We start from the raw sequence: 13,127 nt of genomic DNA, 5'->3' as shown, positions 1-13,127 counted from the left end.
CACGGCGACACCCTATCGAGCTGACCCGTTGCGGCCTCCCGGCAGATCATTGCCGAAAGGCCACTATCACGGCGTGACTAGCCTAATTCAGCGTCTCAAGAAACGCTTTCCCTTCATGCAGGAACAGCCCTTTTGAGAAGACTTCCGTCGGAAGTGCATTAGGCGATCGAACGTCCGCGATTCTTGGCATTTGCTCGCTACCCTCTTCAAACGAACGGTCTATCTGGGAAATGAAAATGAGGATTATGCCGCGCTCACATGCAAATGCCCGAAGCTTCCCAAGCTGGTCGTTAATGGCGGGCTTGCTCCTCTGTTCGTCCAACAATTGCAGGTAATCGATGACCGCCACGGAGTTCCTTGGCGCACTAGCCATGGCGGCGATAATGAAATCAGCATCGATATCGTCGGAAGTCTCGAGCTCCACTGAAGTGGCAAGTTTCTCGTCGCCCATCTCCTCAAGTCGATCGAGTGCCTGCTCCTGTGTCAGGTCGAGTGTGAAAAGAACGGCCCGCCGATCCTCCCGTGTCGCTTCCACAAGCAGATTGAGCGCGCAGAGTGTCTTTCCGTGCCCTGGCCGGGCAGCGAGTATCACAAGGTCGCCAGCTTCCATCTTCCCAAGAAGCCCTCCGGGCAGCGCCTTGGCAGCTGCCGCAGCAAGCTGACTCCATGAAACAAAACCCTCACGTCTCGCGATCCGGTCTTGCGCCTGATGGAGTGGAAGGTTGGCTTCGCGCGCCATCAATTTGGCGTGGCGCTTCAACTGATAAATCGGTGCAGATAGTTTCATCATGGAACCTCCGTTCCGAGCCTGAAACGCAACCCCTCCTTATGCGCGAGCTCGAACAGATAGTTCGATGATCATCAATTACCCTGCACGAACGGTGCTTCCCCGTCGGAGGGGGGAGGTTTGGGTCAACCTGCTACAGTGGTACGAACTGGCAGGTTAGTCAGCAACTCTCAGATCTCGGGTTTGCACAGCTGCTGCCAAAAGAGGTTTCGTCAAGCGAGTCCGGCCGCCCCCAACAAAGCCCGCGTACTCGCATCGAACTCAGCGTCGCCTCGCTCGATGTCATTCGCCATTTTCTTGCCCAGCTCGACGCCGAATTGGTCAAACGGGTTGATGCCCATCAGCACAGCATTGGCAAAGGTCCGGTGTTCGTGAAACGCGATAAGCGCGCCCAGCGTTGCGGCGTCCAGATCGTCGCATAACATCGTGGCGCTGGGGCGGTTGCCGGGGAAAGCCCGCGCGGGGTCTTTGCCATCGCTCGCCATATTGCCCCCCGCCATCAATGCCGCCCCTTGGGCGAAGCAATTGGTCAGAAGGATACGGTGATGCGCGGGGTCGAGCATGTCGCCCGGCGCAATGCTGGCGATGAAATCAACAGGGATCAAATGGGTACCCTGGTGCAGTAACTGGAACACGGCGTGCTGCGCATCGGTACCCACACCGCCCCATGTCACCGGCGCCGTCGGGCCATCGACAGGCTCTCCGGCTGCGGTTACGCGCTTGCCATTGCTCTCCATCTCCAACTGCTGGAGGTAGCTGGGAAACAGCGCGAGGCGTTCGTCATAGGCAAACACGGCACGGGTCTGGCAGCCGCGAACACGGGTATAGTATTGATCGGCGAAGGCGGCGCGTAACGGCAGGTTGGCCCTGCCCTCGGTGCTCGCAAAATGCTGGTCGACCATCTGCGCCCCTGCAAGCATCGCCTCGAACTCGTCCCAGCCCGCACCTAGCGCAACCGGAAAGCCGATGCTCGACCACAACGAATAACGCCCACCGACGCTTTCCATAAACGGCAGGACGCGCGTTTCATCGACGCCCCATTCGACTGCCTTTTCAGGACTTGCGGTCAGAGCCACCACCCGGCCCGAGGGATCATCCACTCCATTATCGCCCAGCCATTTGAGCGCGCTGGCCGCATTGGTCATAGTCTCGATCGTGGTGAACGTCTTTGAAGCGACTGCCAGCATGGTCGTTTGCGGATCGCAAAGGGCAAAGGCTTGTTCCAAAGCAACCCCATCGATGTTGGACACAACATGCACATCGACCTTGGCCAGATCGCGGGTCAATGCGTCTACCGCCAGATCGGGGCCCAAAGCACTGCCGCCGATCCCGATATGGATCAGATGCTTCACTTCGCCCAATGCGCCATCATGGATGGCATCGACCAGCATTTTCATCCGGGCGAGCAGTGCTTGGGCTTCCTCGACAGACGCCTCTGCTCCGGTTCCACGCGGCGCAGTATGCTCAGCGGCGCGGCCTTCGGTGGCATTGATTTTCGCGCCGGAGAGAAGCTTCGCGCGCGCTGCAGAAAAGTCGACTGCGCTGGCAAGCTCTTCGAATCCGCCGAGAAGCTCGTCGTCGAGGTGCGTTTTGGTCCAATCAAACAGAATGCCGCCAGCGGTCAGATCCTCGCCCCAGTCGATCCGGCCACTCAGTTTGGCCACGCGGGCATCATCGGCGGCGAAAAGGTCCGCCAGCGCATGCAACTTTACGCCCCTGATCCGATCCCATGCCGCACCGATCGCATCCCCTGCTGCCTTTGCCATCGCACAAATTCCTCTTGCCACTCGTTCCCTCGCGCCTAGGGAAGCGCCCAATGAATGAAAAGACCGAAACTCTGGCGAATACGGATGCGCAGGAGGATGCGCCCGCAAAAGACAGCTGGGGCGGCTTCCTGACATTGATCCTGTGCGTTGTCCTGTTGTCACTCGCCTTTCGCAGTTTCGCCTTTTCCATGTTCAACATTCCAAGCGAGAGCATGCTGCCGCGATTGATGAACGGGGATTACCTCGTCGCGAGCAAATGGAACTATGGTTATACCAGCAAGTCCCTCCCGTTCGATTTGCCTCTGATTCCAGGCCGGTGGTTCGCAGCCGAGCCAGAGCGCGGCGATGTGGTGATTTTCAAGCATCCGGTCGATGGCACGGACTATGTCAAACGGGTGATCGGCCTGCCGGGTGATCTGGTGGAAATGCAGGGCGGTCAGGTCGTCCTCAATGGGAACCCGGTCCCGAAAGCAGCCATCGACGATATCGTGATCCCGGTTTCAGCCAACACGCGCTGCGCCTGGGGCGCACAGCAAGAAGCGCTTTCCGATGGCCGGCTGCAATGCCGCTATTCCGCGTTCCGTGAGACGTTGCCGGGCGGCAAGAGCTACCGCGTGCTCGATTTCGGCTTGTCTCCGAAAGACAATTGGGGGCCAGCCATTGTTCCCGACGGTACGATGTTCCTGCTGGGCGACAACCGTGACAATTCGCAGGACAGCCGCTTTACGCCCGAGCCGGCAGGCGGAGTCGGGTTTGTTCCGCAATCCCTCTTGGTGGGCAAGGCGCAACGTATTGTCTGGTCGACCGACGGCGGGGCCGAATGGCTCAAACCATGGACATGGTTTTCTGCCGCCCGATCTGAGCGTATGTGGGATGCCATATGAGCACATCGCACGACACCTTAGCGCCTGAAACCAGGGAATGGCTGATCGCATCCGGCTTCGCCGTTGATGATGAGGAATTGTGGCTGGAGGCGCTGACCCATGGCAGCACCGGAGCAATGCGCGATTACCAACGGCTGGAATTCCTCGGCGACCGGGTTCTGGGCCTCGCCATCTCTGACTGGCTGTTCCGTCGCAATGGCGGCACCGAGGGTGCTCTCGCCCAGCGGCTCAATGCACTGGTCAGCAAGAGCGCCTGCGCCCGTGCTGCTCGCGGTTTGGGCGTCAGCGAACATGTCGTGCTGGGCAAGCAAGCCCGCGAAGATGGCGCAGCCAAGAGCACCAATATCCTCGGCGATGTGATGGAATCGCTGCTCGGCGCAAGCTATCTTGAGAACGGCTTTGGCGCGACGGCCAGTCTGATTCATACGCTCTGGGATGACCAGGTCGAGGGGCAGACCGGCCGTTCCAAACACCCAAAATCCGCCTTGCAGGAATGGGCCGCCGGCAACCAGCGCATGCCGCCTGATTACACGCTGGTAGACCGTTCCGGCCCCGATCATGCCGCACGGTTCACTGTGCAGGTCAGCGTCCACAATGTCGGCAGCGCCGAAGCGACCGCCGCCAGCAAGCAAGAAGCCGAAACACAGGCCGCCAAGGCCTTCATGGAGCAATACGGTTGAACACTGACACCCCGCCAGACAATGCCACCCGGTCCGACACGAAATGCGGCGTCGTCGCCGTGCTGGGCGCACCCAACGCGGGCAAGAGCACGCTGGTAAACCAGCTGGTCGGCCAGAAAGTGGCCATCACCAGCGCCAAGGCGCAGACTACCCGCGCCCGGATGCTGGGCATTGCCCTGCACGAGAGCGAAGGCGTGAACACGCAGATGATCCTGGTCGATACGCCCGGCATCTTCGCACCGCGTCGCAGGCTGGACCGCGCCATGGTCAGTGCGGCCTGGGAAGGCGCCGAGGCGGCCGATGCCGTGTTGCTGATGGTCGATCCAATCAAACAGCGCCGGCACGAGCTGGAGCCGTTGCTGGAAACTCTCGCCGAACGGCCCGAGCGCAAGATCCTGGTGATCAACAAGGTCGACAAGGCGGTGAAGGAACCCATGCTGGCTCTAGCGCAAGATCTGGGCGCAAAAGTGAACTTTGACGAGATCTACTTTGTCTCCGCACTGACTGGCGATGGTGTCCCGGAATTGAAGGATGCGCTCGCCGCGCTAATGCCGGAAGGCCCCTGGCACTATCCCGAAGATCAGGTGAGCGATGCTAGCGAGCGCCTGCTGGCGACCGAGATCACCCGCGAACAACTCTACCAGCAGCTGCACGAAGAGCTGCCCTATGACAGCGCCGTGCGGCCCGAGAAATACGAGCAGCGCAAGGATGGCAGCGTCGAAATCCGCCAGCAAATCGTGATCGCCCGCGACAGCCAGAAGCCGATTGTCCTGGGCAAAGGCGGTCAACGCATCAAGGCGATCGGCGAGGCAGCGCGCAAGGAATTGTCAGAAGTGCTGGGCCAGAAGGTCCACCTCTTCCTCCACGTCAAAGTCGACGAACGCTGGGCCGACGACAAGGAAGTGTTCGAGGAAATCGGGCTGGAATGGGGGAAATAGGTGGCTGACCGACGACTGGCCAATTTCGTTCGTCGGTACACCACGCTTTCGAGCGCATTGGAAACCCTCAAGCAAGACAAGCTCGTCCTCCTCAGTCCTTCCAAATGGGACGATTCCAACGACACTTTCCTGATGGACCTTTATCGTTCGCAAGTGGAAGCCAGGTCGGTCCTGGCGATGTGCTGTACGATGGCTCGCGAAACCTATCACCATTGGCGCGTATTCACCGATGGCATTGAAGGCATTTGCATCGAGTTCAAGCGGGCCCCGTTAGAAGATGCAATCAGCGGACTCGCATCTGTTCGCGCCGGGCCGGTGGAATACCTGAAGGTCAAGGAACTGCGCGAACTCGGACCCGATCAGACCCACCGCCTCCCCTTTATCAAACGGGATGGCTATGCAGCCGAAATCGAGTGGCGCATCGTGGCCGAGTGTGACGAGGTCCATGAATTCAAGGACATTGCGATCCAGAAGGAATGGATCAACAGCATCACATTCAACCCGTGGATGCCGCCCAGCCTCGTTTCCAATCTGCGTGACATCATTCGGACGATCGCGCCTGACGCCAATTTCTCGCTCCGCGCGAGTAGCCTGACCAACAGCAAGCAATGGAAAGACGCCGGACGCGGGCTGGTCGCAAAGCCCGTCTAACGCTTCTTCGCCACCTTGATCTTCTGCTGCTTGGCGAAGCTCTTGGTTGATTCCTCGCTGCGGTTCAGGGCCTTGGCGATCTGCTTCAGGCCCTGCCCCTTGCTGGCGAGCAGCTTCAATCGTCCCGCCTCTTCCGCGTTCCAGGGCTGCTTGTGGCGGGTGAAATGCTCCTTGCTCACTACGCCTTCGCTGCCTTCTTTTTCGCGGGTGCCTTCTTCTTGGCTGGAGCCTTTTTCTTGGCTGGCGCCTTCTTTTTTGCCTTCTTTTTCACCGGCCCTTTTGCGACGCGAGCGTCGATCAGGGCAATGGCCTGCTCCTCGGTCACGTCTTCCGGCTTCACATCCTTGGGGATGGTCGCGTTGGTCGTGCCATCGGTCACATAGGGGCCATAGCGGCCCGGCAGGACCTTCATTTCGCCTCCGCTGGTGGGATGCTCCTTGAACGTCTTGATCGGCTCTGCCTTGGTCCGGCCACCGCCTTTCCGGTTGGCCGCCTGCGCAATCAGATCGACCGCGCGGTTCATGCCGATTTCAAAAATCTCGCGCGTATTCTGCAGCTTGCCATACTTGCCGTCGCAACGAACCGCCGGGCCGTAGCGCCACAAGCCGGCCTCGATTTCCTTGCCCGTCTCGGGGTGCTCGCCAACAATGCGCGGCAGGTCGAGCAGCTTGATCGCCCACTCCAGATCGAAGTCATCGAGATCTTTCGGAATGCTCGCGCGCTTGATATCCTTGCCCTCGCCGGTCTGGATATAGGGCCCAAAGCGACCTGTCTTGCGTTCGATCGGAAGGCCAGTCTCGGGATGATTGCCAAGCACCGCATCTTCGGCTGCATCTTCGCCATCAGCACCCGGCTGGGCAAAGCGACGGGTGAATTTGCATTCGGGATAATTGGCGCAGGCGATGAAGGCGCCAAACTTGCCGCCTCGTAATGAGAGGCGCCCGTTTTCGCGACCTTCCTTGTCGCATAGCGGGCAAAAACGCGCCGGTTTGCCATCCTCCCGTTCGGGGAAGAGATAGTCCGACAGATACTCGTCGAGCACCTCCGTCACTTCGGACGGGAGCTTCTCCATCACCTCGTCGGCTTTGGGCTTGAAGTCCTTCCAGAACTTGGCGAGCAAATCCTTGTAGGCTTCACGCCCGTCAGACACGACGTCGAGCTCGTCTTCCAGTCCCGCAGTGTAGTCGTAGGCTACATAGTTGGGGAAGAACCGCTCCAGGAAGGATGTCAGGAGACGACCCGATTCCTCTGCAAAGAAACGGTTTTTCTCGACCCGGACATAGTCCCGATCGCGGATGGTCTGGATCGTCGATGCATAAGTCGACGGACGCCCGATGCCGAGCTCTTCCAGCCGTTTGACCAGTGACGCTTCGCTGAACCGCGGCGGTGGCTGGGTGAAGTGCTGGTTGGCCTCGACATCCTTCTTGGCCGGCACATCACCTTTATTGACGACAGGCAGCAAGCCCTCTTCGTCATCATCCTTGTCGTCCTGACCTTCTTGGTAGACTGCGAAGAAGCCGGGGAATTTGACCACCTGGCCGGTGGCACGCAATTCATGCTGACCGGTGCCGTCGCGCAGGGTTATGGTCGTTCGCTCCAGGCTGGCCCCCGCCATCTGGCTGGCCATCGCGCGCTTGTAGATAAGCGAGTAAAGTTTCGCCTCGTCACCCGAACCAGCAGCATCGCGGCTGAAATTGGTCGGCCGGATCGCTTCGTGCGCCTCCTGAGCATTCTTCGCTTTCGAACTGTAAAAGCGTGGTTTCTCGGGCAGATAGTGCCCGTCATAGCGTTCGCTGATCGCCTTGCGGCAGGCAGAGATAGCGCTGCCATCCATCTGCACACCATCGGTACGCATATAGGTGATCGCACCTGCTTCGTAGAGCGATTGCGCCAGTCGCATGGTGTGACTGGCGGAATAGCCCAGCTTGCGTGCAGCCTCTTGCTGAAGGGTCGAAGTAGTGAACGGAGGGGACGGGTTGCGCTTGAGCGGCTTGGTCTCGATCTCCTCGACCGTGAAACGTCCGTTCTCGACAGCAGTTTCGGCCGCGAGTGCGGAGCCCTCGTTGCCCAGGGTCAGCTTGTCGAGCTTCTTACCGTCATACTTTACCAGCCGCGCATCGAAGCCGGTGCCATCCTGCTCCAGCTTGGCGGTGATGGACCAGTATTCATCTGCCTTGAACGCTTCGATCTCGCGTTCGCGATCGACAATGATGCGAAGGGCCACCGACTGGACCCGCCCCGCACTCTTCGCCCCAGGCAGTTTGCGCCACAGCACGGGGCTGAGCGTGAAGCCGAACAAGCGGTCCAGCGCACGTCGCCCGAGATAGGCATCGACCAGATCCATATCGATATCGCGGGGCTTGCCCATCGCCTCGGTCACGGCAGTCTTGGTGATCGCATTAAAGGTCACCCGGTCGACATTGTCGGGCAAGGCTTTGCGCTTTTTGAGCAGCTCCAGCACGTGCCACGAGATGGCTTCGCCTTCCCTGTCAGGGTCAGTCGCGAGGACGAGGCGGTCTGATTTCTTCGCCGCATCGGCAATTGCCTTCACGTTGTCGCGGGTCCGCTTGTCCTGATAAACTTCCCAACTCATGGCGAAATCATCGTCGGGGCGAACCGCGTCATCCTTGCGCGGCAAATCTCGGACATGGCCGTAGCTAGCAAGAACCTTGAAGTCCTTGCCCAGATATTTCTCGATGGTCTTCGCCTTTGCTGGCGACTCAACAATCACAAGTTGCATGGTGGTTTGAAGCTGTCCCTACACGTGTACGTACGCGCGAAAGTGGGGTCGGGGGATTCGATCCGTCAAGCGTTTTGCAGAATTCTACGCAAATATCTCTTCCAACCGGTCCCCAGGGCCGGACAAAAGCGAATAGATCGCCAGTCCGATTGCGGTGGATAGAACGGTACCGGAGAACATGGCTGTATTGGCCACTAGCGAAACCGGTATGCTGATGACGCCTTCACCATCACTCAGATAGAAGTACATCCCGAGGCTTCCGACAAACATCAGAGTGGGGATGATGAGGGTGACTGCGATTGGCGCCATGTGGCCTTTCGTGGCGGCCCATGATTCAGAAAACGCGGCCGAAACCCCGTCATTATTGACCAGGCCAAAACCGTATAGGGGAGCCAGACGGATCAGAAGCAGCACGCCCGGGACGACAAGCAATACAAGGCCAGCCAGGATCGCAAAACCACTCAGCAACGATAGCCCGAAATAGGTGCCGAACCCACCATCAGGGCCCTCCGGATCCGGAGCAACCGCACCGACCATGGTAATAGTCAGGAAGTAACCCATCGCAATAGAGAGAATGGTGATGCCAAAATCCGCACCACCGGAACTCGCAGTGGCATCGACTGCTACCGAAGCAGCAACCATCACAGCCAGATAGATGGCCACCATTCTTGCTGAGGCCAGCGCGATGCGCATTGCCTCGTCAACAATCAAACCGATCCTTTCGCCGACGCTGTTGTCCGGATTCATAGGGCGACGATCTGCACGGTCACTCGAACACCTCGCTCACAGCTTCGGTATTGTCATTGAGCAGATAGAACACCCCGGTCGAGAAGGCGACGAATATGGCGCTGTAAAGGTTCTGTCCCAGAACCTCGACGACCGTCGCACCGGCAGATGTGCTTCCTAGCAGCGCAGTGGCAGGAATCGCGATCACGCCAAAGACCACCGTAATCGATATGCCGAGCACGACGGCGGCGAAGAAGATCGGCCAGCCTTTGCCACGGGTCAAATCCCAACTGCGGCCAAACGCATCCATAATCTTGGTATCGGTTCCGACAATGAAGGCGGAAGCCGCGATCCAGCGAACCAGCAGAATAATGCCGGGGATCACGAGGAGGAGAAAGCCGAGAGCGATGCCAAGTCCTGAAAGGATCGAGAAGCCGAGAAAACCCAGGAACCGGTTGCGACCGTTCGAAAAGCCGCGATGGGCGAGAATGTGGGCGAAAAAGAGATATTGCAGGACGAACACAACGATCCCGATGGCGAGCATCGCCAGGACGGCAATCACCCCATGATTGATGATGTTCGAATCGATCCGGAAGCCCCACGACACCGCATATTCGCTTTGGGTTACCCCGAACGCTAACGCCGGGATCGAGTTCAGAACGGTGAGCGCCAAGACATAGCCTGCCACCCACGGTGCTGCGTCGCGCAGGATTGCGAATGTCTCGCCCAGAAAGCCGGAGAAATCGGCATCTCTTCTTTTCATCGAACTCTCTCCCTCAAAGCCACAGACCTATGCGGCTAACGATACCCGGCCGCCGGCATGGCGTATCAATTGCCCCGATATCTCCAGCTCCAGCAAGGCCAATTGTACAGATGCGGAGCTTTCGCCTGATTGGCGAATGATCTCGTCGACTGCAACCGGCGCGGTGGAAAGCAGCGTGGCAATCTCTGCCGGTTGTGCCTCCGCCAACTCGTCGGGTGCATGGGCGAATTCCTCTGCCACGGCTTCCCGAAAAGTAGAGCGCGGTACGCCATCGAAACCCGATAGCAGTTCGACGACATCGCCCGGCGATTGGACCAGCATCCCCCCTTCGCGGATCAGCTGATTGCACCCTTGGGATCGCGCATCCAACGGGCTGCCAGGAATGGCCATGACCTCGCGTCCCGCCTCTCCAGCCAGACGCGCGGTGATGAGCGAACCGGATTTGGGCGCTGCTTCGACCACCAGAGTCCCCGCAGCGAGACCAGCAATGATACGGTTCCGGCTTGGGAAGTGGCTGCCGCGTGGCTCGGTGCCCGGCGGTTGCTCTGCCAGCAGCAAGCCCTCGTCAGCGATCCGCTCCTGCAAATCTGCATGCTGCGGCGGGTAGGCAATATCGATGCCACTTGCGATCACCCCGATGGTACCGGGGAACGCCCCTTCATGCGCCGCCCCGTCGATACCGCGGGCCAGCCCGGAAACGACTGTAAAGCCCTCGCCAGCAAGACCGTTTGCAAATTCGCGCGCCAGCTTGATCGCAGCGACAGAGGCATTGCGAGCCCCCACCATCGCCACGCAGGGCTTCTGGGCGAGATCCAGATTGCCACGCCAGGTCAGGATCGGGGGCGCTCCGGCCATTTCTGCCAGAAGCGAAGGATATTCCGGTTGATCGTGAAACAGATATTTCGCGCCTGCCTGACGCACGGCGTCAACTTCGCGCTCGATCCGTTCCCGCTTGGCTGGGCGGTATTGCCGACCACCCTTCTTGCCCAGATCCGGCAGCCCCTCCAGAGCAGCATCAGCTGATCCGAAACGCGCTAGCAATTGGGCATAGGACACCGGCCCGATATTGGGCGAGCGTAGCAAGCGAATGCGCGCAAATGCCTCGGCCTGGGAAAGACCGCTCACTTCTTGCTGCCGACCCTGGGTTCCTCACCCTTGATCAGACGCTGGATGTTTTCGCGGTGGAGAGCGATGATGATGGCTGCGATGATCGCTAGTGATGGCACGAAAGTAGGTTTGTCGATCCACCAGGCGGCTCCAACCGCTGCCACAACCGCGCTGATGCCGGCGACAGAGCTGATTCGGAAAATCGCCAGCATCGCGATCCATACCCCGGCATAAGCCAGCCCGATTTGCCAGGCGAGACCAAAGGCGACACCCGCATTGGTGGCCACGCCCTTCCCGCCCTTGAACCTCAGCCAGACCGGGAAACAGTGGCCGATTACTACAAACAGCGCCGTCCAGCCTACATCATACCAGAACCAGTACCAGGCGAGGGAGACCGCCAGCAGCCCCTTGCCCAGATCGAGCAGCAGCGTCGCCGCGGCCAGACCCTTGTTGCCCGTGCGCAGGACATTGGTCGCCCCGATATTCCCGCTGCCGATATCGCGCACATCGCCCATTCCGGCGATCTTGGTGAGAAGCAGGCCAAACGGAATGGACCCGAGCGTGTAACCCAATACAGCTGCCAGCAGCATATCGGTTGTGATGTCCATCAGCGTATTGCCCCCCTTTTTGCAGCCATATCAGCAGTAGTATCTTAGGCACATAACTTGCATTCGGGCCACGGAAAAATAAGGAGACATCTCCGAACCGGGGGAACTCATTCTGTCATGGCCCAATCTGTCGATCCGACTGCCCCGATCCTGATCCTTGATTCAGGGCTTGGTGGCCTGACTGTTCTTGGCGAAATCCGCCAGATTCTGCCCACTGCGTCGCTCATCTACGCCGCCGACTATGCCGGTCTGCCCTATGGCACCAAATCGGAGGCAGAGGTGGCCGCGCGGGTCTGTGGCTTGCTTGGACGGATGAGCGAGCGTTACAAGCCGCGCGCGATTTGCATCGCCTGCAACACCGCCAGCACAATCGCGCTCGAAATGGTGCGCGACGTGCTGGAGGTGCCGATTGTCGGCACTGTGCCGGCCATAAAACCTGCCGCTGCGATAACCCGAACCGGCACCATCGGATTGCTGGGCACAGCGGCCACCATCCGCCAACCCTATGTCGATCGACTGGAAGCAGATTTCGCAGCTGACAAGCGGCTCGTCCGGCATGCTGCCCCCGGGCTGGTCGACCTGGCCGAGGCGAAACTGCGCGGCGATGCGGTCGATCCAATGGCCATTCGCAGCGAAGTTTCAGGGTTGCTGGAAGCCGATGGCGCTAGCGATATCGATACTGTCGTTCTAGCCTGCACCCACTTCCCGCTTCTCGAAGCAGAGCTGGCAGAAGTCTTCGGGCCTGAAGTCCAGTTCGTGCACGGTGCCGCGGGTATCGCACGGCGGATGGCCACCGTCGTGCACGGGCAGCAGTTTGCCCCGCCACCCCATCACCGCGCTGTCACCACCGGAGAGGTTGCGCGCTTGCATGGTCTTGCGCCGCTCTTCGCCCGTTTCGGCTTCGAGACGATAGAGCAATTCTAGATGAGCAACCGCCCCGCCATCGCCGAAACGAGCATGGAGCGGCTGGCGGAATTGCGCGGCGACATCACCAAGGACGTCCTCGAAATCTACTATCGCCGTTTCCCCGATGCGCGCGAATCGTTTCGGGTTCATGGCCTTGGCGATGTAGCGGAGCTTGAAGGGCGGATGGTCACCACCACGGCTTTCAACCTGTTGACCTGGGCGCAGGATCGTCCTGTCGCGATGATCGAACAGGGCACAACGATCGTCCACCACCACGATACGTTGCTGGTCGGCCCGCAATGGTATCTCGGCATGATCGATGCTGTACTGGAAGTGCTGTTCGAGACAATCCCGACTTCCGCGACCGAAGAGCGGGCCCTTTGGTTCCGGGTCCGGGCCGAAATCGCGGATTTCATCGATTCTGTCCGGCCCGAGTTCTGGCGTCCGGACAAAGACGGAGCATTGCCGCCCTTTTCCGGATCCTGATCGCTCCCGAAACATCTCGTTGCGAACCGTTCGCAAAGATCGTGGTGGAATCCTGCGAATATCCTGACTATCTGCCGTACCAAGC

General features: G+C 59.5%; 14 protein-coding genes. 6 read left to right on the top strand and 8 right to left on the bottom strand.

The window, feature by feature from the left end:
- Nucleotides 1-82: 82 nt before the first annotated feature.
- Together ABD653_RS01295 and pgi are read right to left on the bottom strand one after the other, a co-directional pair.
- Nucleotides 83-790, bottom strand: coding sequence for a DNA helicase (locus ABD653_RS01295; RefSeq protein ID WP_199801126.1), 708 nt, complete (start codon nucleotides 788-790; stop codon nucleotides 83-85).
- Nucleotides 791-999: 209 nt separating this feature from the next.
- Nucleotides 1,000-2,553, bottom strand: coding sequence for a glucose-6-phosphate isomerase (pgi, locus tag ABD653_RS01290; protein ID WP_160779493.1), 1,554 nt, complete (start codon nucleotides 2,551-2,553; stop codon nucleotides 1,000-1,002).
- 50 nt (nucleotides 2,554-2,603) lie between these two features.
- Between pgi and lepB the strand changes: the two genes are divergently transcribed.
- From lepB to ABD653_RS01270, 4 genes are read left to right on the top strand one after another with little or no spacing between them, the layout of a single operon-like run.
- Nucleotides 2,604-3,437, top strand: a complete 834-nt coding sequence (lepB, locus tag ABD653_RS01285) for a signal peptidase I (RefSeq protein ID WP_160779492.1) — start codon at nucleotides 2,604-2,606, stop codon at nucleotides 3,435-3,437.
- Nucleotides 3,434-4,117: a ribonuclease III gene (gene rnc, locus ABD653_RS01280; protein ID WP_160779491.1), complete on the top strand. Its 684-nt coding sequence runs from the start codon at nucleotides 3,434-3,436 to the stop codon at nucleotides 4,115-4,117. The genes lepB and rnc overlap by 4 nt, the downstream gene beginning before the upstream one ends.
- Nucleotides 4,114-5,055 carry a GTPase Era gene (era, locus tag ABD653_RS01275; protein ID WP_160779490.1) on the top strand — a complete coding sequence of 314 codons (942 nt, stop codon included), beginning with the start codon at nucleotides 4,114-4,116 and terminating at the stop codon, nucleotides 5,053-5,055. Before rnc ends, era begins: the two co-directional genes overlap by 4 nt.
- Nucleotides 5,056-5,706, top strand: coding sequence for a DUF2971 domain-containing protein (locus ABD653_RS01270; protein WP_160779489.1), 651 nt, complete (start codon nucleotides 5,056-5,058; stop codon nucleotides 5,704-5,706).
- On the opposite strand, the gene ABD653_RS01265 is transcribed toward ABD653_RS01270, so the two are convergent.
- The 6 genes from ABD653_RS01265 to plsY form a co-directional block, all read right to left on the bottom strand.
- On the bottom strand, nucleotides 5,703-5,885 hold the full coding sequence (locus ABD653_RS01265) for a hypothetical protein (RefSeq protein WP_160779488.1): 183 nt from the start codon (nucleotides 5,883-5,885) through the stop codon (nucleotides 5,703-5,705). The two genes, ABD653_RS01270 and ABD653_RS01265, sit on opposite strands and share 4 nt — an antisense overlap.
- Entirely contained in the window at nucleotides 5,885-8,446 is a 2,562-nt protein-coding gene (gene topA / locus ABD653_RS01260) for a type I DNA topoisomerase (RefSeq protein WP_160779487.1), read from the bottom strand. Before topA ends, ABD653_RS01265 begins: the two co-directional genes overlap by 1 nt.
- A gap of 84 nt (nucleotides 8,447-8,530) precedes the next feature.
- Entirely contained in the window at nucleotides 8,531-9,193 is a 663-nt protein-coding gene (locus ABD653_RS01255) for a hypothetical protein (protein WP_160779486.1), read from the bottom strand.
- Nucleotides 9,194-9,212: 19 nt separating this feature from the next.
- Nucleotides 9,213-9,935 carry a DUF7847 domain-containing protein gene (locus tag ABD653_RS01250; RefSeq protein WP_160779485.1) on the bottom strand — a complete coding sequence of 241 codons (723 nt, stop codon included), beginning with the start codon at nucleotides 9,933-9,935 and terminating at the stop codon, nucleotides 9,213-9,215.
- Between the two features lie 27 nt (nucleotides 9,936-9,962).
- Nucleotides 9,963-11,060 (bottom strand): DNA-processing protein DprA, encoded by a 1,098-nt coding sequence (dprA, locus tag ABD653_RS01245; protein WP_160779484.1) that lies wholly within the window; start codon nucleotides 11,058-11,060, stop codon nucleotides 9,963-9,965.
- Nucleotides 11,057-11,650 (bottom strand): glycerol-3-phosphate 1-O-acyltransferase PlsY, encoded by a 594-nt coding sequence (plsY, locus tag ABD653_RS01240; RefSeq protein ID WP_160779483.1) that lies wholly within the window; start codon nucleotides 11,648-11,650, stop codon nucleotides 11,057-11,059. The genes dprA and plsY overlap by 4 nt, the downstream gene beginning before the upstream one ends.
- A 117-nt stretch (nucleotides 11,651-11,767) precedes the next feature.
- On the opposite strand from plsY, the gene murI reads away from it, so the two are divergent.
- Entirely contained in the window at nucleotides 11,768-12,574 is an 807-nt protein-coding gene (gene murI, locus ABD653_RS01235; RefSeq protein WP_160779482.1) for a glutamate racemase, read from the top strand.
- Nucleotides 12,575-13,042 (top strand): hypothetical protein, encoded by a 468-nt coding sequence (locus tag ABD653_RS01230; protein WP_160779481.1) that lies wholly within the window; start codon nucleotides 12,575-12,577, stop codon nucleotides 13,040-13,042.
- Nucleotides 13,043-13,127: the final 85 nt, after the last annotated feature.

This window comes from Parerythrobacter jejuensis (genome assembly GCF_039536765.1).
Taxonomy (GTDB): Bacteria; Pseudomonadota; Alphaproteobacteria; order Sphingomonadales; family Sphingomonadaceae; genus Parerythrobacter; species Parerythrobacter jejuensis.
Note: the sequence above shows the minus strand (reverse complement) of the source record. Positions and strands in the feature narration are given on the sequence as shown.